Annotated in this window: 20 protein-coding genes and 1 tRNA gene; 9 read left to right on the top strand and 12 right to left on the bottom strand. The window is 70.8% G+C overall.

Features of this window, described 5'->3' with window-relative positions:
- Nucleotides 1-55: 55 nt before the first annotated feature.
- Entirely contained in the window at nt 56-949 is an 894-nt protein-coding gene (locus tag ACXJKB_RS09815) for an EamA family transporter (protein ID WP_457187813.1), read from the top strand.
- Nucleotides 950-1019: 70 nt separating this feature from the next.
- Here ACXJKB_RS09815 and ACXJKB_RS09820 read toward each other — a convergent pair whose 3' ends face one another.
- On the bottom strand, nt 1020-2594 hold the full coding sequence (locus ACXJKB_RS09820; RefSeq protein WP_457187815.1) for a M28 family peptidase: 1575 nt from the start codon (nt 2592-2594) through the stop codon (nt 1020-1022).
- 221 nt (nt 2595-2815) lie between these two features.
- On the opposite strand from ACXJKB_RS09820, the gene ACXJKB_RS09825 reads away from it, so the two are divergent.
- Genes ACXJKB_RS09825 through ACXJKB_RS09835 form a run of 3 tightly spaced genes read left to right on the top strand, consistent with a single transcriptional unit; the run spans nt 2816 to nt 5031 of the window.
- Nucleotides 2816-4162, top strand: a complete 1347-nt coding sequence (locus tag ACXJKB_RS09825) for a chloride channel protein (RefSeq protein WP_457187817.1) — start codon at nt 2816-2818, stop codon at nt 4160-4162.
- A gap of 33 nt (nt 4163-4195) precedes the next feature.
- The gene (locus tag ACXJKB_RS09830; protein ID WP_457187819.1) at nt 4196-4549 is read left to right on the top strand and encodes a GntR family transcriptional regulator; all 354 of its coding nucleotides are present in this window, start codon (nt 4196-4198) and stop codon (nt 4547-4549) included.
- Entirely contained in the window at nt 4546-5031 is a 486-nt protein-coding gene (locus ACXJKB_RS09835) for a hypothetical protein (RefSeq protein ID WP_457187821.1), read from the top strand. The genes ACXJKB_RS09830 and ACXJKB_RS09835 overlap by 4 nt, the downstream gene beginning before the upstream one ends.
- Here ACXJKB_RS09835 and ACXJKB_RS09840 read toward each other — a convergent pair.
- From ACXJKB_RS09840 to ACXJKB_RS09850, 3 genes are all read right to left on the bottom strand, one after another.
- Nucleotides 5018-6442: a PepSY-associated TM helix domain-containing protein gene (locus tag ACXJKB_RS09840; RefSeq protein ID WP_457187823.1), complete on the bottom strand. Its 1425-nt coding sequence runs from the start codon at nt 6440-6442 to the stop codon at nt 5018-5020. The two genes, ACXJKB_RS09835 and ACXJKB_RS09840, sit on opposite strands and share 14 nt — an antisense overlap.
- Nucleotides 6443-6557: 115 nt before the next feature.
- On the bottom strand, nt 6558-7202 hold the full coding sequence (locus tag ACXJKB_RS09845) for a hypothetical protein (RefSeq protein WP_457187825.1): 645 nt from the start codon (nt 7200-7202) through the stop codon (nt 6558-6560).
- Nucleotides 7203-7339: 137 nt separating this feature from the next.
- Nucleotides 7340-7741: a MarR family winged helix-turn-helix transcriptional regulator gene (locus tag ACXJKB_RS09850; RefSeq protein ID WP_457187827.1), complete on the bottom strand. Its 402-nt coding sequence runs from the start codon at nt 7739-7741 to the stop codon at nt 7340-7342.
- 309 nt (nt 7742-8050) lie between these two features.
- Between ACXJKB_RS09850 and ACXJKB_RS09855 the strand changes: the two genes are divergently transcribed.
- The 3 genes from ACXJKB_RS09855 to ACXJKB_RS09865 all read left to right on the top strand — a co-directional run bounded on the left by ACXJKB_RS09855 (nt 8051) and on the right by ACXJKB_RS09865 (nt 11348).
- Nucleotides 8051-9934, top strand: a complete 1884-nt coding sequence (locus ACXJKB_RS09855; RefSeq protein ID WP_457187828.1) for an FAD-dependent oxidoreductase — start codon at nt 8051-8053, stop codon at nt 9932-9934.
- Nucleotides 9935-10071: 137 nt separating this feature from the next.
- Nucleotides 10072-10887: an alpha/beta fold hydrolase gene (locus ACXJKB_RS09860; RefSeq protein WP_457187830.1), complete on the top strand. Its 816-nt coding sequence runs from the start codon at nt 10072-10074 to the stop codon at nt 10885-10887.
- Between the two features lie 338 nt (nt 10888-11225).
- Nucleotides 11226-11348, top strand: a complete 123-nt coding sequence (locus ACXJKB_RS09865; RefSeq protein WP_457187832.1) for a hypothetical protein — start codon at nt 11226-11228, stop codon at nt 11346-11348.
- Between the two features lie 214 nt (nt 11349-11562).
- Here ACXJKB_RS09865 and ACXJKB_RS09870 read toward each other — a convergent pair whose 3' ends face one another.
- The 7 genes from ACXJKB_RS09870 to ACXJKB_RS09900 form a co-directional block, all read right to left on the bottom strand.
- On the bottom strand, nt 11563-11955 hold the full coding sequence (locus ACXJKB_RS09870; RefSeq protein ID WP_457187834.1) for a nuclear transport factor 2 family protein: 393 nt from the start codon (nt 11953-11955) through the stop codon (nt 11563-11565).
- A 231-nt stretch (nt 11956-12186) separates the two neighbouring features.
- Nucleotides 12187-12260: transfer RNA gene (locus tag ACXJKB_RS09875), tRNA-Met, on the bottom strand.
- A 48-nt stretch (nt 12261-12308) separates the two neighbouring features.
- Nucleotides 12309-15311: a UPF0182 family membrane protein gene (locus tag ACXJKB_RS09880; RefSeq protein WP_457187836.1), complete on the bottom strand. Its 3003-nt coding sequence runs from the start codon at nt 15309-15311 to the stop codon at nt 12309-12311.
- A gap of 4 nt (nt 15312-15315) precedes the next feature.
- On the bottom strand, nt 15316-15951 hold the full coding sequence (locus tag ACXJKB_RS09885) for a PPA1309 family protein (RefSeq protein ID WP_457187838.1): 636 nt from the start codon (nt 15949-15951) through the stop codon (nt 15316-15318).
- On the bottom strand, nt 15948-17000 hold the full coding sequence (locus tag ACXJKB_RS09890) for a YlbL family protein (protein ID WP_457187840.1): 1053 nt from the start codon (nt 16998-17000) through the stop codon (nt 15948-15950). Before ACXJKB_RS09890 ends, ACXJKB_RS09885 begins: the two co-directional genes overlap by 4 nt.
- Before the next feature lie 48 nt (nt 17001-17048).
- A complete protein-coding gene (locus ACXJKB_RS09895) occupies nt 17049-17309 on the bottom strand; it encodes a hypothetical protein (RefSeq protein ID WP_457187841.1) in 261 nt (86 codons plus the stop codon).
- A gap of 42 nt (nt 17310-17351) precedes the next feature.
- A complete protein-coding gene (locus tag ACXJKB_RS09900) occupies nt 17352-17789 on the bottom strand; it encodes a molybdenum cofactor biosynthesis protein MoaE (protein ID WP_457187842.1) in 438 nt (145 codons plus the stop codon).
- A gap of 52 nt (nt 17790-17841) precedes the next feature.
- On the opposite strand from ACXJKB_RS09900, the gene ACXJKB_RS09905 reads away from it, so the two are divergent.
- Together ACXJKB_RS09905 and ACXJKB_RS09910 are read left to right on the top strand one after the other, a co-directional pair.
- The gene (locus tag ACXJKB_RS09905) at nt 17842-19176 is read left to right on the top strand and encodes a zinc-dependent metalloprotease (protein ID WP_457187844.1); all 1335 of its coding nucleotides are present in this window, start codon (nt 17842-17844) and stop codon (nt 19174-19176) included.
- Nucleotides 19173-19775, top strand: a complete 603-nt coding sequence (locus ACXJKB_RS09910) for an NUDIX hydrolase (RefSeq protein ID WP_457187846.1) — start codon at nt 19173-19175, stop codon at nt 19773-19775. The genes ACXJKB_RS09905 and ACXJKB_RS09910 overlap by 4 nt, the downstream gene beginning before the upstream one ends.
- Here ACXJKB_RS09910 and ACXJKB_RS09915 read toward each other — a convergent pair.
- Nucleotides 19724-20263, bottom strand: a complete 540-nt coding sequence (locus tag ACXJKB_RS09915; RefSeq protein WP_457187848.1) for a M48 metallopeptidase family protein — start codon at nt 20261-20263, stop codon at nt 19724-19726. The genes ACXJKB_RS09910 and ACXJKB_RS09915 overlap by 52 nt on opposite strands.
- Between the last annotated feature and the right edge of the window lie 59 nt (nt 20264-20322).

Genomic DNA, 20322 nt, shown 5'->3' on the forward strand with positions numbered 1-20322 from the left:
AACGTCCAACAAAGTCACGTGGACACGAACGATCCGAGCACCGTCTACTGGGGACATGGCTTCCACCACCCTCCCCTCCGGCGCTCGCGCAGGCGCCTCCATGGCTGTGGCGTCGATGCTCTGCGTGCAGCTCGGCCTGGCCGCCTCCGTCGGGTTCATCGACGACCTGGGTGCGTCCGGCGCGGCCTGGATCCGGCTCTTCTGGGCGGGGATCCTCCTGCTGGTCATCGTCCGCCCCCGGCTGTCGTTCTACTCGCGCGAGGCGCTGTGGTCGGGTGCCGCGCTCGGCGTGGTCACGGCAGGGGTCACCCTGCTCTTCATGGCGGCTGTCGCACGCCTCCCCCTCGGCACCGCCAGCGCGCTCGAGTTCCTCGGGCCCCTGACGATCGCCGTGTGGCGCAGCCGCGGCGTGGGACGGTGGTGGGCGGCGCTGGCTGCCGTCGGCGTGCTCCTCCTGACCCAGCCGTGGACCGGCGCGGCCGACCCGGTGGGCGTGGCCTGTGCGCTCGGCGCTGCCGTGTGCTGGGCGGCGTACATCCTGCTGACCCAGCGCGTCGGCGACGCCGTGAGCGGGCTGGGCGGCCTGGCGATCTCGATGCCCGTCGCCGCGGTCGTCGCAACCCTGGTCGCGGGTCCGGGTGTCGTCGGACAGCTCACGCCCCAGCTCCTGCTGTACGGCCTGGGCCTGGCGATCCTGCTGCCCGTCGTGCCGTTCGCCCTGGAGCTGCTCGCACTGCGCCGGCTCACCACCGGCGCCTTCGGGACGCTGATGGCCCTCGAGCCCGCCTTCGCCCTGGTGATCGGCTTCCTCGTGCTGAGCCAGGTGCCCAACGGCGTCGCCGTCGTCGGCATCCTGCTCGTCGTGGCGGCCGGCATCGGCGCCGAGCGCACCGGGGCCCGGGCCGACGCACCAGCCCCCGTGGATGGGCCGGGTCTGGTCTCGGCCTGACCGCCCGGGCGCCGTCGGGGGACGGCAAGGGCGGGCCGCACGAGCGACCCGCCCTCACCGTCCGTCGTCGTCAGCGGGTGCGCTGGTCCCTGATCGTGGCGAGGGTCCGCTCGGACCCATCGGTCTTGACCTGGCCCCGACCCGGGTGCCCCGGCGCGCCGTTGACCGTGGACGTGTCGTAGGCGAACGTCAGCACCGCGGTGGCGATGGCGTCGGAGTTGACGTCCAGCGCGTGCACGTTGATGTTCCCGATGAGGGTGTAGTCCGCGCGCAGCTGGTCGTAGAGCGCTGTGTTCTGCCCGGCCCCGGTCAGGTTGTCGCACGCCTGGTGGTAGCACGGGTCGTACGACGCGCCCGCCACGCCGCCGTACAGGGCCGCCTCGGCCGCCGTCTTGGCCACCTCCGCGCCGGTGAAGAGGCCACCGGCAGGGATGCCCACCGCGATGAACGGCCCGTAGTCGGAGCGCCCCGAGAACTCGCTGTCCTGCGAAGGCTCCCCGCGGTCGGCGTAGAACTTCTCGAAGACGTCCTCGATCTGGGCGCTGCCCTCCGGGATGAAACCGGCTGCCGCAGTCCCGCCGGAGTTGTCCCCGTCGTAGACACCGAACATGTAGTTGGGCGAGGCGACCATGTCGAAGTTCAGGTAGAGGGCGATGTCCTCGGCCTGCGCGTCGGTCAGCTGGCCGACGTAGTACTCCGAGCCGAGAAGGCCTTCCTCCTCAGCACCCCACCAGGCGAACCGCACCGTGTTGGTGGGCTTCACCTTCGCCATCTGGATGGCGGTCTCGAGGAGTGCGGCGCTGCCGGATCCGTTGTCGTTGATGCCCGCACCGTCCTGGACGCTGTCGAGGTGGGCGCCGGCCATGACCGTGTTGTCGTCGTTGCCGGTCCTGGTCTCGGCCAGCACGTTGTACGCCGTGCGGGTCTCGGCCGTGAAGTCCACCTTCACCCGGACGGTCGCTCCGGGCGTGGTCGCGAGGTTCTCGCCGGCGACCTGGCTCGCGAAGACCGCCGGGATCCTCAACCCGGTGGCGTCGCCGATCATGTTGATCATCCCGGCGGCGTTGTTGTAGATGATCACGCCTGCCGCACCCGCGTTCTGGGCGGCCAGCGCCTTGATGGCGAACCCGCACCCTCCACGCTGGATCAGCGCAACCTGGCCGGCCGCCATGCCGGTGAAGTCGCCGGCCTCGCAGCCGTCGGTCGCATCGGCGGCGGGGATGACGAAGAGGGTGCCGGTCGCGGTGCCCTCCGGGGTCCCGGAGTCGAAGGTGTTGCGGAGGAACTCGCTCCCCTGCACGAACACGCGGGGGCTCGGCGTGATGCGCGCGAGCTCGGAGAACTCCTCGGCGTAGGTGAACGGGAACTCCTGGACCGTCGGCGTGTAGCCGGCCGCCCTCAGCTGCTCGACGACGTAGTCGACGGACGCCTTGTAGCCGGGGCGGCCCGCGGCCCGGTCGCCGTTCTCGTCGGCGATGTCCTGGAGCGCCTCCAGGTGGTCCACCACCCCGTCCACCGTCACGGCCTTCGTCAGCTTGCGGACCGTGTTGTTGTTCGGGTCGGCGTACGCCGGTGGGCTGGTCATGGCACCGATCAGGGCCGCTGTTGCGGCCGCGGACACGGCTAGGTAGAACCGTCTGGACATGGGGTCTCCTACGCGCGGGGGGAAAAGGATTGTCGGACCCTAGGGGCGACGGGGGCGCGTGGAGTCACCCGCTGCGGATGAGGCCGCAGGGCCACGGTTCGTGACCTACTGGCACACCACGTACGTGGTCGGCGGGCTCTTCCCCAGCCTGGGGCCTGCGCCTCGCGCCTGCTCGTCGGGCTGCTGACGACGCCCGAGCACGAGCAGCACGGAGTGAGGCGATGGCCACCGAGGGTGACACGGCAACCATGGACCCCGCGGCGGTCGTTCGTTCGCGACCGTACCTGACGGCCCTGCTGCTGTCGGCGGCCCTGGGCGTGCCCATCTCCGCCGTCGCCTACGGCTTCCTGGCGCTCGTCGCCCAGGTCCAGGAGCTCGTGTTCGTCGACCTGCCCGACGCGGTGCTCGACGGCGGGGCGCCCGCCTGGTGGCCGGTGCCCTGGTTGGCCGTGTGTGGGTTGCTGACCGGGCTGACCATCCGGTACCTGCCCGGCACGGGCGGACACTCCCCCGCCTTCGGCTTCCACGCAGGTGGAGGTCCGCCCACACCCAAGGAGCTCCCCGGCGTCATCCTGGCCGCCTTCACCACCTTGAGCCTCGGCGCCGTCCTCGGACCCGAGGCACCGCTGATCGCCATCGGTGGCGGGCTCGCGGCGCTGACCGTGCACCTCACGAAGAAGGACGCGCCCCCGATGGCGCTCACGATCATGGCGTCGGCCGGCAGCTTCGCCGCGATCAGCACGCTGCTCGGGTCACCGCTGCTCGCCGCGTTCCTGATCATGGAGGCGGCCGGCATCGGCGGCGCGACGCTGACCCTGGTGGCACTTCCGGGGCTGCTGGCGTCCGGCGTCGGCGCACTGGTCTTCGTCGGCATGAACAGCTGGACCGGGCTCGGGAGCTTCTCACTGGCACTGACGTCCGTGCCGCCGGCCACGGACCCGACCGTCGCCACCATGCTGTGGGCGCTGCCGATCGGCGTCGCCTGCGCGCTGCTCGGCTGGCTCATCCGCTGGATCGGCCTGTCGCTGCGACCGCTGGTGCACCTCAACCGGGTGCTGGTGACGACGGTGCTCGGCCTGGCCATCGGCGCGACCGCGATGGTCTACCAGCTCGTCTCCGACCACAGCTTCACGCAGGTCCTGTTCTCCGGCCAGGACGCCATGCCCGCACTGGTGGAGCACGCCACCGCGTACTCGACCGGGGTCCTGGTCCTCCTGGCTGCCTGCAAGACCCTGGCCTACGGACTGTCGTTGAGTGCCTTCCGTGGCGGGCCGGTCTTTCCGGCGATGTTCATCGGTGCCGTCCTCGGCATCGCCGTCTCCGAGCTGCCCGGGATGGCCCTGGCGCCGGCGATCGGCATGGGGATCGGCGCGATGTGCACCGCCATGCTGCGACTTCCCCTCACCTCGACACTCCTGGCGACGCTGCTGCTCGGCGCCGACGGCGTCTCGGTGACCCCGCAGGTCGTGGTGGCCGTGGTCGCCGCCTTCCTGGTGATCACGATGCTTCCTGCTCCCCGTGCGGAGGCGGGTGGGCCCGAGCAGGTCCCTGCGTCGGGCATGGGGTAGGCAATCCTGAATAGTGCTAGTACGATTAGCACCATGCACTGGACGTTGGACCATTCCTCGACGCAGCGGCTGCAGGACCAGGTGGCCGCCTGCGTCGTACGCGGCCTGCACAGCGGGGAGCTGTCGGTCGGCGAGCAGCTGCCCCCCGCGGCCGAGCTGGCAGAAGCGCTGTCCGTGGACCGCAACACCGTGCTGGCTGCCTACCGACAGCTCCGCGAGGCCGGGATCCTCGAGTTCCGCCGCGGCCGCGGAGCGCGCATCGCAGCCACCGCCGAGACAGGCGACCTCGCCCCGGTCCGGCACGCCGTCCAGGAAGCCATCGACCTCGCCAAGCGCTACGGACTGGACTCGGCCGACGTCATCACCCTCGTCAAGGAGCTGTCATGAGCACGACTGCCTACACCGGACGCGCGACCAACTGGCCGAGCGTGATCGTCAGCGGACTCCTGCTGGTCCCCCTGATCGGCCTGGCCGCCAGCAGCGGATCGGTCCCCGAGACCGTCGTCGCCTTCACCGTGATCGCGCTCGTGGGACTCCTGGGCGAGGTGGTGACCGCCTCCGACGTCCGCGCCTCCTGCGGTCCCCACGGCGTCAGCATCCACTGGGGGGTCCTCGGCTGGCCACGGGCGAAGTACCCCCTCGCCGCCATCGCGAACGCCTCGGTCGTCGACGTTCCGTGGTGGGCCGTGAGCTACGGCTTCTGGTGGACCCCCGGACGGACCGTCTGCACCGTGCGGACAGGCCCGGCCCTGCGCCTCCAGCTGGTCAACGGCCGCACGGTCACCGTCACGGTTCCCGACCCGCACACGGCGTTGGCTGCCCTCCGCATCGCCGGCACCGCCTCCCGCGGTCCCGCTACTGAGCGCTGAACCACCTGCCGAGGAACGGGACACGACGTACGACGAGCTGGTCGAGCAGGAGCACGACGAGCAGGGTGACGCCGAAGAAGGGCAGGAGGACGCCGAGGGCGATCAGCCCCACCAGCAGCCACGGAGACGCCGCGATCGGCATCCGTCCGCGCGGGGCTCCCAGTCCGGCGCCACGGCGACGCCGTCGCCACCACATCAGTGGCCCGGTGACACAGGAAGCAATGACGAGGGCGCACATGGCGGCCGCTGCCCAGAACGAGACGAGGCCGAGCGAGCGGCCTTCGTGCCACCCGATTCCCTGGGAGACGACCTTCGCCAGGAGCGGGTAGTCGTCGTACCCGTAGGTGGAGACGACCTGCCCGCCGAAGCGGTCGACGTGCACGGTCCGCTCGTCCGACGGGGCGTCGAAGGCGTAGCCGATGGCGGAGTACACGCCGTCCTCGCCGTCGGGGAGCGCGACCGTCATCGGGTGCCTGAGTCCTTCGCCGGCGGCGACGTCGATGGCGGTGTCGACGTTGGCGACCGCTCCTTCGTGCCCTTCTGCGTCCGAGCGCGGGACCTCGGTCCTGCCGGCGCCCCAGGGCACGGCGTGGCTGTGCGGCAGGGACTCGTCCAGCGTGGATGCGGGGTCTGACTCGGCGCCGTGGTCGAGGCTCCACATCGAGGTGCCCTGCTTGGTGGCGAGCTCCTGGACCTGCGCTCCCCAGAAGCCGGTCCACGGGAGGCCGGAGACGAGGAGGGTGAGCAGGCCGACGCCGGCCACTGCGCCGATGCGGGCGTGCCAGGAGCGTAGGGACGCGGGCTTCCGGGCGCGGGCGCGTCGTCCCCGCCAGAACAGGTAGTAGCCCATGAGGGCGCTGACCAGCGCCCAGCACGCACCGAGCTCCATGAGCCGGTCGCCCCAGACGCCGGACATCAGGTCGGCATGCAGCCGAACGGCGTAGCCGCTGAGGGTGGTGTCCGGGTTCATCGAGCCCAGCACCTCGGCGCCCCAGGGGTTGACGTAGATCTCACGGACCGTCCCGTCGGGCATCTCGGCGTTGATGACGGTCGGCCGCTCGGCGGAGCGGGGTTCGGCCACCGAGGTGAGGGTGGCGTCGGGGTAGGCGCGCTGCGCCGCGTCGAGCTGGGCGCTGTACGGCTGCTGGAAGTCCATCCCGGCGCGTTGTTCGACCTTCAGCAGGTCGGGGTGGAGCAGCGGTTCGAGCTGGAACCGGAAGAGGTAGATGAGGCCGGTGGTGGCCAGCACGAGCAGCACCGGGACGATGACGATGCTGGCGAAGAAGTGCCATCGCCACACCGCGCGGAACCATCCGCCGGAACCCGGCCGGGACCCTGTTCGTGGTGTCGTACGGCGGGCGGGCCGGGGGTCGTCGGGGTCGGTCGGTGGACGGGCGTCGAGCTGGGTCATGGGTCTCCTCGATGAGCCCGGGCCACCCTCGGTGGGGCCGGGCAGGACGGAACGCGCCGATACCCCGGGGGCGGTGCGCGGGGATCGCGTCCAGCCGGGTGGCGGGTGGGACTTGTCAGATGGCGAGGATGGCCGGTGGCCCGCGTCGGACGACGCTGCCGGCCGCGATGCGGGCCAGCGTGGTCCCTGCCAGCTGCGGGGCCGGGGCGCGGCCGGGCACCGGCGTCGACGGTGCCGTCGAGACGGGGAGGCGGAGCGAGCGCCAGATGTGCGTGAGCAGGGTCCACAGAGCCCGCTCCCCTGCGGCGAGCCACAGGCCGACGACGACAGCCGCGGCGAGGTGGGCGGCCATCATCCGTGCATCAGCGGGCAGCAGGTGCGGGAACAGCGGGGCGACTTCCGGCACCGCGCCGGGCGCTCCGTGCTCGAGCACGTGGCCGGCATGATGTCCCGCCATGCCCGCCATGCCCCCCCTGCCTCCGGTGGCCGAGCCATCCACTGCGGGCGCAGACGCTGCGGTGAGGACGTGGTGGGCGACCAGCTGACCGCCCGCCGTCAGCAGCACGACGCGCACGGTGGACGCCGGCCCGGCCAGGAGCGTCGCGCTGGCCGCGGTGAGGCCGAGGACGAGGAACGCCAGCACCGGAAGCGAGGGGGCGGGACCTCCCGCCTGGACGTGTGCCCCGACAGCCAGGAGGGTCGCGACCGTCGCGACTGTCCCGGCGCGGGTCCAGCGCAGCCAGGGTGCCGCGGTCTCCATGCCGGGAGTCTCCCACGACCTGCCGCCTCACCGGCGAGCACGAAGAGCGCGACCCCGAGGTCGCTGACACGTCGTCGGGCAAGCGCGCCTCGCACCCGAGCGCCGGCGACGACCTCGTCTTGAAGCGGCCTACCTGCCTACCTGGGTTCCAGGGCGGCGGTGAGGCGCCGAGCGACCCGCTCCGCGGCAGCGAGGTCCTCCGGCGACCAGTCCTGGAGCAGGGACTCGTAGACCGACCGTGCCGTGGACTTCGTCTGCCGGTGCCGGGCGGTGCCCGCCCTGGTGGCGCGCAGAAGGACCGCCCGACCGTCCGACGGGTCGGTGGTCCTCTCGACGAGACCCAGCTTTTCGAGGCGCCGTACCTCGGTGGTCATGGTGGACCGGTCCACCTCCTGCCAAGCCGCGAGGGAGGAGAGCCGTACGGGACCCGTGTCGGCGATGCGCCCCAGCAGCCACGCGTCGGTCCACGACAGTGACGGCTCCACGTTGGCCAGCATCGACCGCTTCACCTCGCCGCGGGTGAACCAGCGCACCAGCATGGGCACCGCACGTTCGAGGGCGGATGCCGCGTCTGTTGTCAGTTCCTGCCTCGAGCGCTCCATGTAGTGAGACTAGCCTCACCATTTTGGTTGGATTAGCCCAACCACTCTCGTGGTTGGGCCAGGTGAAGCCGCCAACCGAAGGAGCAGACGTGACCACCACATCCCCCGTCGTCCCCGCCCCGGCCGTCGAGTCGTCCGCGTCGGACATCGTCGACACGTGGGGGCAGGACTCCTTTCCCGCCAGTGACGCACCTGCGAACTGGTAGCGGCCGACAAGAAGTAGGCATTTCACCACAGGAGGAGAACATGACCAGCACATCCAGCCAGTTCACCGGCTCCATCGGGACGGTGTCCGAGAAGGGCATCCCGGACGAGGTGGACGTCGTCGTCGTCGGATCGGGAGGTGCCGGTCTGATGGCAGCGCTCACCGCTGCCAAGCAGGGTGCGCGCGTCCTGGTCGTGGAGTCGCGCGAGCTCGTCGGAGGCGCGACCGGCATCTCCGCCGGAGCAGCGTGGATCCCCAACCACGGTTTCTCGACCAAGCAGCTCAAGGTCCGCGACGACCTCGACCAAGCGCGGCGCTACATCTACGGCCAGGGCAGGGACCAGGTCCTCGACCACGCCCTCGTCGAGAAGTTTCTCGAGACCGGCCCCCACGTCGCCCGCTACATCGAGGAGCACACCGCCTTCGGTTGGATCCCCACCATCTGGCCCGATTACCGCTCCGACATCGACGGAGCCTCCATCGGCCGCGCCCTCTTCCCCGGCCCGTACTCCCCCGAAGGGCTCGGCGAGGCCGCGAAGTTCGTCCGTCCGGCCCTGACCACCGGCATGGCCAAGAACCCCCTGCCGTTCTGGCTGCTCGGTGGCATGGGCATCGACCAGGCCTGGCTCGCCGGCCCCGCCCTCGTCGGAGCGCTGCTCGAAGCAGGTCTGCGCGCCGGAGTTGACGTTCGCGTCGAGGCCCCTGCCGTACGACTGCTCGCCGACGACAGCATGGTGAGCGGTGTCGTCGTACGCGCCGACGGGGTCGAGCACACCGTGCGCGCTGCGCGCGGTGTCGTCCTGGCCAGCGGCGGGTTCGAGAGCTCGACCGAGCTGACCACCACCCACCTCCAGGCGCCCTTCGGCGTGCAGGTCTCGCCCGACGGTCACGACGGCATCGCCGTCCAGCTCGCGGAGGAGATCGGTGCCGACCTGACCGGCATGCAGGACGCGTGGTGGATGCCCGGAGTGCAGCTGCCGGGCGAGGAGCTCGAAGGCCGGCCGCTGAGCCGCGTGTTCCTCGGCGAACGCGCCCTCCCGCACAGCATCATGGTCAACAGCAAGGGCGAGCGGTTCGCCAACGAGGCCCTGGCCTACGACCAGTTCGGCGCCATCATGCGCGAGGTCGACCCCGAGACCGGGACCATGCCCAACGCCACGGCGTGGCTGATCTTCGACCAGACCTACTGGGACAAGTTCGGCATCTTCGGCATCACCCCCGGAGGCGAGGCGCCGGACTACCTCCACCGAGCCGACACCCTGTCCGAGCTCGCGAACGACATCGGCGTGGACGAGGCAGCGCTGCGGGCGAGCGTCAAGCGCTTCAACTCCAGCGCACGGCAGGGCCACGACCCTGAGTTCCAGCGCGGCGAGACCCTGTTCGACCGCTACTTCGGCGCCTACTACCCCCGCCTGGGCAGCTACTCGCCCGACGCACGGTTCCCCGCCGCCACCGCGAAGGCCCGCCAGCGGCTCGCCGCACTGATCGGTCCCGTCGTCAACAAGCTCGCCGGGCGCGCCGCGCGGAGCAACAACCCCGAGAAGCTGCGCTCGGTCGTGGTCGGGCCGCTGGCGCGGATCATCCGCCCCGTGCTCGACAGCCCGAGGTCCAGCGTCCTCGGCCCCGTCGACGAGGCGCCCTTCTACTCCCTGGAGGTCCACGCCAGCGCGCTCGGCACGGTCGGCGGGCCCCGGACCGATGCCCGCGGCCGCGCACTCAGCACCGACGGCCGCGCCATCGCCGGGCTCTACGCGGCCGGCAACGCCGGCGGTGCCCCCACCAAGGGCTTCTACGGAGGCGCCGGCGGGACCATCTCCCTCGGCCTGGTCTTCGGCTACCTCGCCGGACTCGACGCCGCCCAGCACAGCACCCGCAGCGACGCGGAAGGTGAGCTCGACCGCACCAGGCACCCATCAGTCGCCTGACCACGGCACCTGACCACCACGCCTGACCACGGCGCCTGAAGCGGTACTTCTGGCCTCGACCCCGCGCGGAGTCGGGGCCAGAAGTGCGCTGCGGGCTCTGTCGCGTCGTGAAGGCGCCATGATGGACTATCGAGGGCATGAGCGCCGTCACGCACATCATCGACTCTGCAGACGGCACCACCATCGAGTACCGCTTGACGGGGACGGGTCCCGCGCTGGTGATCGTGCCGGGCAACAACCGCATGGCGCACAACTACGACCGGCTGGCCGCAGCGTTGGTGGACGGGTTCTCGGTCTGCGTCATCGAGCGCCGCGGCAGGGGGAACAGCGGTCCTCAAGGGCCTGGGTATTCGATGGACCGGGAAGTCGATGACCTCCAAGCGGTCGCGGACGCCGTTGGCGCACGGATGTTGTTCGGACACAGCTACGGCGGCCTCATCGCGCTCACCGCCGCACGGTCGAACCCCGACATCGACCGGCTAGTGGTCTACGAACCGGGGATCTCTATCAACGGGTCGTTTGACCTTTCCTTCCGTTCGGAGTTCCGGAGTCTGCTCACGCGGGGCAAGCACGTCCGGGCGATGGCATTGTTTCTCCATGCAACGCGGTTGATCCCGCTCCCGTGGACGCCCTACCCGGTGTGCTGGGTCCTCGCCTGGCTACTGGTCGGCCGCCGTAGCGAGATGCGGGACCTGATGTCGACCACCCCAGCCGAGCTGGACGAGGTCGCTCTCTCGGACGGCGACGGCTCGGACTTCGCCACGATCACAGCGAACACGTTCCTGGTCTCGGGGACAGTGTCGCCCGGCTATCTCACCGGCGTCTTGGAACAGTTGAGTGCGGTCATCCCGCAGGCGCGCCATCTCACGCTGAAGGATGCCGATCACAACGCGCCGGATGAGAGCGCCCCTGAACGGTTCGCCGCAGAATTGCACCATCTCCTCTTGCAGTAGAGGCTCCAGGGCGAACATCCGCTGGGCATCGCTCCCATGCTCCGCCAAGCAGCTGCGGCCGTGTTTCCATCAGGCGACGGAGGGCGCGGGCCACGTAGCGGCAAGAAATTGGCTAGCAACTGATCTCCGCTGACTCGATCCGCGCGCTTGAAGTTGAGCCACACCGCCGCCTCCCGGCGCTGACCTTGCGGCGACGGCATCTTGGCGACGGCACAGCACCGGGGAGGCGAGGGGCTGAGTGGGCACACTGAGGCACGCGTAAGTGGCTCAAGGAAGGTGAAGAGCAGTCCGCTGTTTCAGCTCGGATCGACCTACGCTCTTCGCGATGGAGGGAGCCTATGAAGTCGAGCACTCGATGGATCGTGGTCGCGGCGGCAGTTCTCGTCGCCGTCGTCATCGTGCTGCTGGCGGTTTACAGCGGAGGCAATGGTGGCGGCGGAACGGGCGGCGGGGGCTACTGACCGGGCTGCGTCATCGCGCCGCCTGTCGGGAGGGGACATCCGGACCTGTCGATGAGCGGGTAGATCTAGGCGTCGTGACGGCGCTGCCGGTCATGCCTGAGGCGGTGAGCCCGCGCTCTCAATGTCTGCCACGCCCGGCGACGCCAGGAGGCCCCAGGCTCCCCAGTCCAATAGCAGAGGCAGTTCAGCTGGTTCGGATCAGACATGGCGGTCGTCAGAACATTCCGTTGTCGTTGGCTGATGCGTCGGGAAGCACCTGCAGTACATCCCAGTGCTCGACGACCTTGCCGTCTGCGTCGAGCCTGAAGATGTCGATGCCCGCGTAGTCATCCGAGCCCGGCCAAGTCTGGTGGCAGTGAAGCACTACGTGATCGCCTTCTGCGACGGACCGAACGAAGTCAACGTGCTTGCCGGGATACTCCTCGGCCATGCGCTCGAAGTATTCGATGAACGCTTCCTTGCCGTCCGCAACGTGAGGGTTGTGCTGCCGGTAGTCCTCGCCCGCGTACCGCTCGATGGCCTCGCGTGGACGGCACTGATTGAACATGAGGTCGTAGAACGCCTGGACGTTCTCCTTGTTCCGCTGCGGGTCCGAAGCCATCTTCATCACTCCTAGGGTCGATGCTCGCGCAACGACACCCCACCTGCACTCATTCCCGCTGCACGCACGCTCTCATGCGCATGGGCCCCTGCCGTCGGTGCGCCAGTTGAGCGTGCTGCTCGCTGTGGCGGCTCACCAGTGCCTGGCCGAGGGGTTTCTGGCGGGCTTGTGCCAGCTGGATCAAGTCTCAAATGCTTTCAGGCTCGGAGATCATTGATCTCCGAGCCTGAAACTTTGTAGCGGGGGCAGGATTTGAACCTGCGACCTCTGGGTTATGAGCCCAGCGAGCTACCGAGCTGCTCCACCCCGCGTCGGTGAACAGAACATTACAGGGGTGGGCGGCCGCGCCCAAATCGGGGTCAGCCGATCTGGCGCACAGCCTGGTCGACGAGCCGGCGTCCCTGCTCCATCAGCCGGGCCCACCGCACCGTGTCCCCCTGGCGCTGGGCCTCGTCAGCCTGGGCGAACTTGTCCTTCGCCTCCTGCAGCAGCTCCGCGACGGTGGCCTCTCCCCCGGGCTGTTGTGTCGGCTGCGAGCCCGGCGACTGCGACGGCTCGGCGCTGGGCCCGTCGGTCGGGCTGGGCTCGTCCGTGGGTTGCGGGGACTGGTTCTGGTCCCGTCCGCCGTCGTCGGCGAAGATCAGCGAGTCGGCAATTGCTCCGCGCAGGGTCTCGCCGATGCCGACGTTGCCCTCGTAGGAGACCAGCACGAAGCGCAGGATCGGGAAGTTCGACTCGCCGGCTCGGCGCGTGTAGACCGGTTGCACGTACATGAACGTGTCGCCGATCGGCAGCGTCAGCAGGTTGCCGGGCACGCGGTCGGCGTCGCCGGTCGTGTAGGGCAGGAGCGCCTGGCTGACGTCCTCGTTGGTGGCGAACGTGTTGGCGATCTGCAGCGGACCACCCGACGGCTCGTTGGGCAGCTGCAGCACCGAGACCTTGCCGTAGTCGGAGCTGGTCGCGTCGCTGTTGACCGCCATGTAGGCCGCGAGGTTGTTCTCCTTGCGCCGCGGCACGTAGACGGACGTCAGCGACCACGTCTCGCCGTCGCCGGTGTCGGTGAAGAGGCGGTACGGCGGCTGCAGGCGGGTGGTGCGCTGCGGGTCGCTCGGGACCTCCCAGCGGCTCGAGCCCTCGAACCACGCCGACGCCGAGGTCTCGTGGTAGCGCTGGAACTGGAAGCGCTGGGCCTTGAAGAAGTCCTCGGGGTAGCGCAGGTGCTCGGTCAGCGCGTCGGGGATGTCCTCCTTCGGCTGGACGACGTCGGGGAAGACCTCCTCCCACGCCTGCAGGATCGGGTCCTCCTCGTCCCACTCGTAGAGCGTCACCGTGCCGTCGTAGGCGTCGACCGTGGCCTTCACCGAGTTGCGGAGGTAGTTGATCTCGTCGGTCGGCAGCGTCTGGAAGCCGGTGTTCTCCTGCAGGGAGTCGTCGGTCATCTCCTCCAGCGACTCGCGCTGGGAGAGCGGGTACTTGTCGGTGACCGTGTAGCCGTCGAGGATCCACTGGATCCGCCCGTCCACCACGGCCGGGTAGGGGTCGGAGTCGACGGTCAGCCACGGGGCGACCTTCTCGACCATCTGGCGCGGGTTGCGGTCATAGAGGATCTTCGAGTTCTCGTGCACGCGGCTCGACAGCAGCAGGTTGGGCTCGCTGAAGCGCACCGCGTAGAGCAGCTGGCTGAAGATGTTGCCGATCGGGACGCCGGCCTTGCCGTCGTACGTCGTCGCGACCTCGTCCTCGCTGCGGTCCCCGCGCGGCAGGTCGAACTCGACCGGCGCCCCGCCAGGACGTTGGCCGACGATGCTGTAGCTGGGGCTCTGCTCGCCGAAGTAGACGCGCGTCTCGTAGCCGTCCTCGCCCGCGAGGCGGGTCAGCGCGTCCTCGTCGGCCTCCTGGCCCTCGGCCCACTGGATACCGGTCTGCTGGACCGAGTCGTCCTCGGGTCGCTGGTTGGCGTAGGCCGCGATCACACCGTTGCCGTGGGTGTAGGCGGTGTGGAGGTTCGACCAGTTCTGGTCGCCCTCGGCGAGTCCGCTCTGGTCGAGCTCGCGCACGCCCAGCACCACGGCGCGGTCCTTGCCGTCGAACTCGTAGCGGTCCACGTCGAGCACGTTGGGAACCGAGTAGTACGCGCGGACCTGCTGCTGCTGCTCGAAGATCTCGCTCACGATCTGCGGGTCGACCAGGGGGATGCCGTCCGTCGTGTCGTCGAGCACCTCGAGCTCGTCGTCACCGGTGACGGCCGTGCCGCCCACGTCGCGGACATCGATCTGGTCGAGCTGGTAGGCCGCGCGGGTCGCGTCGATGTTGGCCTTGATGTAGGGGCCCTCGCGGTCCGGCACGTTGGGGTTGACCCGGATCGCCTGGACGAGCGTCGGGACGATCAGGCCGAGGATGATCGCGGAGAGCGCGAACAGGGCGACGCCGACCGACGGCAGCAGCCACGTGCGCCGCCAGATGTTGGCGAGGAACAGCAGGGCGCAGACGATCGCGATGCCGGCGAGGATCTCCTTGGCGGGCAGCACGGCCTTGTCGTCGGTGTAGCCCATGCCGGTGAAGATCGAGCCGGAGTTGGTGACCAGGTCGAAGCGGTCGAGCCAGTAGTCCACGGCCTTGGCCAGCACGAAGAGCGCCAGCAGCGCGGAGACCTGGATCTGCGCGGCGCTGGTGAGCCGCTCGCCGGGACGGGCGGAGAGCCGGATGCCGCCGAACAGGTAGTTCATCAGCAGCGAGGCGATGAGGCCGACGACGGCCAGGGCCATCACGAAGTCGATGAGGTAGTGCCAGAACGGCAGGTCGAAGACGTAGAAGCCGACGTCCTTGTTGAAGTAGGGGTCGGTCGTGCCGAACTCCTTGCTGTGCCGCCACAGGGAGTAGCTGCGCCACTGACCCGACGCCGACGCACCGGCGAAGAGGCCCATCACGGCGGCAGCCACACCGATGACCCAGCCCATGCGCGGCGCGAGGAGCTGGCGGTACCGGTCCATCCCGTCGTCGGGCATCCCCGGCATGCCGGGCCACAGGACGGGCCGGTAGCGGTAGGCCATCGCCATCGCCACCGCGACGACGGCGGCCATCAGCCCGGCGAAGACGAAGAACAGCCCGATGCGGGTGAGCAGGAGCGTCGTGAAGACCTCCTGGTAGCCGACGGAACCGAACCACAGCCGCTCGGTCCAGAAGGACGCGAAGGCGCTGAGCAGCATGAAGGCGAGGACGAGGACGATGGCGGTGATGACCAGCGCGCCGGGTCGGCGTGACGCGGTCGCCGGACGCGCGCCGCCCGATCCTCCGTTGCCCCCGGGCCGCTGGGGGCCGTCGGGTCCGGTGGGTCCGCTGGGTCGGTCGAAGGGATTGCTCATGGCCTCAGGGGTTCTCGTCGGGGCGGGGCTGGGTGTCGTGCGCGAGGTCGTGGGACGGGTCGTGCAACGTCGCGTGGAGGAGGTCGAGGAGACCGGGGACCAGCTCGGTGCCGTTGACCACCGACTGCTCGTCGTCGTGAGCGCGCAGGCGCAGGGCGCAGTACGACGCCCCGGCGCGGGTCACGCCGGCGACCATCCGCACCTCCTGGCGATCGGGGTGCTCGCGTGCGAACAGCTCCGCCGCGGTGGGCTCGTCGGGGATCTCGTCATCGATGGCGGGCGGGAGCACGAGCCGCTCGATGACGGCGGCGCACCCGGCGACGCTCTCGGGCCAGGCGATGGTGTGCAGCGCGTCCTCGAGCACCTGGCCGGGTGGCAGCCCGTCCTGCTCGATGGGCGTGAACGACCCGTCGGCGCCGGGGCCGTCGATCGCCATCGCGGCGGCGAGCGCCGGCTCCTGGGCCACGAGCGTCGCGGTGTCGACGAGGGCGTACAGCCGGGCCGGCTGGTCCCACCCCTCCTGGGCGACGTGCGCCTCGATCTCGAGGACCGCCGCCGCCAGGGCCGGGTCCTCGGGGAGCGCGTCGGGAGCGCCGGGGTCGGGGACGGCGTCGGGGGTCGGGTCGGTGGGGCTCGTCATGAGGCGGTCTCCTCGCAGCTGGGGAGGACGGCGTCGGGGTCGGCGACCCAGTCGTCCAGGGTCTTCACGGCACCGTCCATCGTGGTGGCCTTCGCCAGGCGCATGTCGCCGGGATCCACTCCCCCGATGGCGTCGCAGTTGTCGGCCGGGACGAGGAACAGCTCCGCGCCGGCGTCGCGGGCGGCGGCGATCTTTTGCTGGATGCCGCCGATCGGTCCGACCTTGCCGGCCGGCGTGATGGTGCCGGTGCCGGCGATGTCGGCGCCACCGGTCAGCGAGCCCGGGGTGAGGGTGTCGTAGATGGCCAGCGACATCATCAGCCCGGCGCTGGGCCCGCCGATGTTGTCGGCGATGTCGACGCTGACCTGGAAGGGGAAGTCGAAGCCGACGCCCGGCGTGATGCCGATGCGGAGGTCACCGTCGACCTTCTCAGGGGTCACGTCGACGGCCACCTCCTTCTTCCCACGGCGTACGACGAACGCGACCGGCTCACCGGGCGACGCGGCGTCGACGGCGTCGACGACGTCCTCGGGCCCGGTGACCTTGGTGCCACCCACCCGCAGCAGCACGTCGCGCACCTCGAGCTTGCCGTCGGCCGGCAGGCCCGGGGTCACGTCGAGGACCTCCACGAGCGGGTCGACCTTCTCGCCGAGCTGGGTCAGCGCCGCTGCGACCGCGGTGTCCTGGGAGGACACCATCGCGGCCTCGGACTGGCGGTCGCTCGACTCGTCGGTCTCCTCGGGGGCATAGATCGAGGAGCGCGGCCAGACCGCGGCGTCGGGGTCGAAGTAGGCGCGCAGGAGCTCGGGGAGGCTCACGTCCTCCTGCGGCGTGCTGACGTATACGGTCGTCATCCGCAGCTCGCCGTCGTCGTAGTAGGCCTTGTGGCCGGCGACCTCGACGATCTCGTTGCCGGCGTTCTTGGCGAGTATGTCGACGGTCGGTCCTGGGTAGTAGGTGACGTATGGCAGGGGCACGAACGCAGCCGTCGCCCAGAGCACTGCCAGCAGGCACAGCGCGAGCAATCCCGCCCTGGTCCGCTGAGTCATGGGCGCAACTCTCTCAAACGGCGGCAACTCCGCGGCAACGCGCGTCGCTCAGGAGGCGCGTCGGGTGGCGCCGTCGCCCGGGCCGGCCCCGTGGCTGGGCCGCACAGCGATGCCGGTGCTGCGGTCGCGCACCCGTGCCGACGTACGACGTGTGCCCGCCGGCGGCTCCTTGGTGAGGGCCCGGCCGAGGCGCTCGACGGCGACGTCGCGGTCGACCTCGCCGCGGCCGTCCCGCCCGGCCCACGACACCCACACCATCGCCGCGACGGCCACGACGGCCGACGGCACGAGCCACAGCAGGATCTCCACACGTCGAGGGTAGGGGCCGCGAAGGGTCCGGACCGGGAGGCCCTACGGCGTGCCGACCCACTCCTCTGTCTTGTCGTCGAAGACCTGGTGCTTCCAGATCGGCACCTCGGCCTTCAACGTGTCGATGAGGGCGCGCGAGGCCGCGAAGGCGTCGCCGCGGTGGGCCGCGGTCGTGGCGACGACGACCGCGAGGTCCCCGATCCGCAGCTCGCCCACCCGGTGCACGGCCGCGACGCCCCGGACGTCGTGGTCGGCGGCCACCTGCCGGCAGACGTCCTCGAGCCGGGCCAGAGCGGTCGGGTGCGCGGAGTAGTCGAGCGCCGTGACGCCCTTCCCGCCGTCGTGGTCGCGGACCTGGCCCACGAACAGGGTGAGGCCACCGGCACCGTCGTCGCCGAGCGCGTCGAGGACCTCGGTCACGTCGAGCGGGGTGTCGCGGATGGCGACGAGGCGCACGGCATCGGACGAGGGGTGGCTCACCCGGCCGAGTCTAGGGGTGCCGCTGCTGGGCGCGGTGGGTACCGTGGACGCCATGAGTGACACCCCCGGTGGTCCCGGATCGTCCGGTCAGGGTCCCGACGACAACAACCCCTTCAAGGGCACGCCCTTCGAGCAGATCTTCTCCCAGATGGGCGGGTTCGGCCCGGGAGGCGGGCTGCCCGACCTCAACTCGCTGATGGCGCAGATGCAGTCCTTCTTCGCGCCGCACGACGGACCGGTCAACTGGGAGACGGTCACCGACCTGGCCCGCCGGGCCGCGGCCCAGGAGCCCGACCCGACCGTCAGCCCCGCGCAGTCGGGCGCGGTCGCCGACGCCGTGCGCCTCGCCGACCACTGGCTCGACACCACCACCGAGTTCCCCTCGGGCGTGACCACCACCGCCGCGTGGTCGCGGGCCGAGTGGATCGTCGAGACGATCCCGGTCTGGAAGGTGCTCGTGGAGCCGATCGCCGGCTCCGCCACCCAGGCCCTGGGCCAGGCGATGCCCGAGGAGATGAAGCAGCTCGCCGGCCCCCTCATGGCGATGCTCGGCAAGGCGAGCGGCGCGATGGTCGCCTCCCAGGTCGGCAGCGGCCTGGGCGCGCTCGCCGGTGACGTGCTCAGCGCCTCCGACATCGGCCTGCCCCTCGGCCCGACCGGGAAGGCCGCACTGCTCCCCACCAACGTCGCGGCGTTCGCCGAGGAGCTGCCCGATGTCTCCGCCGACGACGTGCTGCTCTACCTCGCGCTCCGCGAGGCCGCCCACCAGCGGCTGTTCGCCGGCGTGCCGTGGCTGCGCGACCACCTCATCGGGGCGGTATCGGAGTACGGCGCAGGCATGGACTTCGACACCTCCGGGATGGAGACCAAGCTGCGCGAGGTCGACATGACCAACCCCGAGGCCATGCAGGACGCCCTCGCGGGCGGGCTCTTCGACCCCGAGCCGTCGGCCGCGCAGAAGGCCGCGCTGGAGAAGCTCGAGGTGACCCTCGCGCTCGTGGAGGGCTGGGTCGACGAGGTCGTCAGCCAGGCCACGGCCGAGCGGATGCCCGCCGCGGCCAAGCTGCAGGAGACCGTACGCCGCCGGCGCGCCGCGGGCGGACCGGCCGAGCAGACCTTCGCCACCCTCGTCGGCCTCGAGCTGCGGCCCCGCCGACTCCGGGACGCGTCGGTCCTCTGGGGCTCGCTCCGCACGCGCCAGGGCGCCGAGGCTCGCGACGGCGTCTGGATGTCGCCGCACCTGCTGCCCACCGCCGCCGACCTCGACGACCCGCTGGGCTTCCGGGAGGACTCGGTGACGCCCGGCGAGCTGTCCGAGGAGGAGTTCGACGCCGGCCTGCGCGACCTGCTCGACGGCGGCGACAGCGGCACCCGCCCCGCCGAGTGACGCTCCACGCGAACGCCGTCGCCACGCTGTCGGACTGGGTCGCGCCGACGCCTGAGCAGGGCGCACTCCGCGACCGCTACCTCGCCCACCTGGCCGCGCACCCCGACGGCCTGGCCAAGGCGTGCTTCCCCGACCACCTCACCGCTGGCGCGATCGTCGTCTCCCCCGACGCAGGCGCGGTGCTCCTCAACCACCACCGCAAGGCCGACGCGTGGCTGGCCTTCGGCGGCCACCTCGAGCCCGGCGACGCCTCGCTGGCCGGCGGCGCCCGGCGCGAGCTGGTCGAGGAGTCCGGGCTGACGTCGTTCGACTTCGACGAGGCGCCGCTGTCGCTCGACGAGCACGCGGTCGAGTTCTGCTCCGACCGCGGCACCGTCCACCACCTCGACGTGCGGTTCCTGGCCACCGCCGAGCCGGACGCCGCACACGCCACGAGCGAGGAGTCGCTCGACGTGCGCTGGTGGCCGGTCGACGCGTTGCCGGCGACGTTCGACGACATGTACGTCCTCATCGAGGCCGCAGTCGCGCGGGTGCGTCAGTCCTCGGCTCAGTCCTCGTCGACGCCCGGGGGCGGCTCGAGCCGGGCGGCTGCGGAGTAGCCCTCGAGGTAGCCCTTGGCCTTGTCCGCACGGGGGTAGCGGTCGACCCACGCCCAGAACGCCGGCGTGTGGCCCGACTCCAGCAGGTGGGCCAGCTCGTGCACCAGCACGTAGTCCACGACCCAGCCGGGCACCCTCTGCAGCCGGTCGCTGAGCCGGATGGTGCGGTCGCCGGGGGTGCACGAGCCCCAGCGGGCGTTCTGGTTGGTCACCCAGCGCACCGAGGCAGGGACCGCGAGGCCCCCGAGGTAGAGGTCGTTGAGCTTGGCGGCGCGGGCCACCAGGTCGTCGTCGGAGCGCAGCCGGCGCTTCTCCTGCCGCTCGATGCGCGCGACCATGTCGGCGACCCACGTCGCCTCGTCGCGCTTGCTCATGGCGGCCGGGATGAGCACGACGATGCGGTCGCCGTCGCGGTAGGCCGAGACCGTCCGGCGGCGGCGGCGCGAGCGGCGCACCTCCACGTCGGGCGGGCTGGCCGGGGTGCTCATGTGCCGAACCTAGCCCCCGCCACCCACACCCGGGGGTGGACTCGCGGGGGCGGAGCCAC

The organism is Nocardioides sp. P5_E3 (assembly GCF_054049275.1).

Coding starts and splice junctions, on each gene's coding strand:
- ACXJKB_RS09835 (WP_457187821.1), top strand. CDS start 4,546: ATGAGCACGACTGCCTACACCGGACGCGCGACCAACTGGCCGAGCGTG.
- ACXJKB_RS09870 (WP_457187834.1), bottom strand. CDS start 11,955: ATGAAGATGGCTTCGGACCCGCAGCGGAACAAGGAGAACGTCCAGGCG.
- ACXJKB_RS09865 (WP_457187832.1), top strand. CDS start 11,226: ATGAAGTCGAGCACTCGATGGATCGTGGTCGCGGCGGCAGTTCTCGTC.
- ACXJKB_RS09860 (WP_457187830.1), top strand. CDS start 10,072: ATGAGCGCCGTCACGCACATCATCGACTCTGCAGACGGCACCACCATC.
- ACXJKB_RS09890 (WP_457187840.1), bottom strand. CDS start 17,000: ATGACTCAGCGGACCAGGGCGGGATTGCTCGCGCTGTGCCTGCTGGCA.
- ACXJKB_RS09905 (WP_457187844.1), top strand. CDS start 17,842: ATGAGTGACACCCCCGGTGGTCCCGGATCGTCCGGTCAGGGTCCCGAC.
- ACXJKB_RS09915 (WP_457187848.1), bottom strand. CDS start 20,263: ATGAGCACCCCGGCCAGCCCGCCCGACGTGGAGGTGCGCCGCTCGCGC.
- ACXJKB_RS09820 (WP_457187815.1), bottom strand. CDS start 2,594: ATGTCCAGACGGTTCTACCTAGCCGTGTCCGCGGCCGCAACAGCGGCC.
- ACXJKB_RS09885 (WP_457187838.1), bottom strand. CDS start 15,951: ATGACGAGCCCCACCGACCCGACCCCCGACGCCGTCCCCGACCCCGGC.
- ACXJKB_RS09855 (WP_457187828.1), top strand. CDS start 8,051: ATGACCAGCACATCCAGCCAGTTCACCGGCTCCATCGGGACGGTGTCC.
- ACXJKB_RS09830 (WP_457187819.1), top strand. CDS start 4,196: ATGCACTGGACGTTGGACCATTCCTCGACGCAGCGGCTGCAGGACCAG.
- ACXJKB_RS09880 (WP_457187836.1), bottom strand. CDS start 15,311: ATGAGCAATCCCTTCGACCGACCCAGCGGACCCACCGGACCCGACGGC.
- ACXJKB_RS09815 (WP_457187813.1), top strand. CDS start 56: ATGGCTTCCACCACCCTCCCCTCCGGCGCTCGCGCAGGCGCCTCCATG.
- ACXJKB_RS09845 (WP_457187825.1), bottom strand. CDS start 7,202: ATGGAGACCGCGGCACCCTGGCTGCGCTGGACCCGCGCCGGGACAGTC.
- ACXJKB_RS09825 (WP_457187817.1), top strand. CDS start 2,816: ATGGCCACCGAGGGTGACACGGCAACCATGGACCCCGCGGCGGTCGTT.
- ACXJKB_RS09850 (WP_457187827.1), bottom strand. CDS start 7,741: ATGCTGGTGCGCTGGTTCACCCGCGGCGAGGTGAAGCGGTCGATGCTG.
- ACXJKB_RS09840 (WP_457187823.1), bottom strand. CDS start 6,442: ATGACCCAGCTCGACGCCCGTCCACCGACCGACCCCGACGACCCCCGG.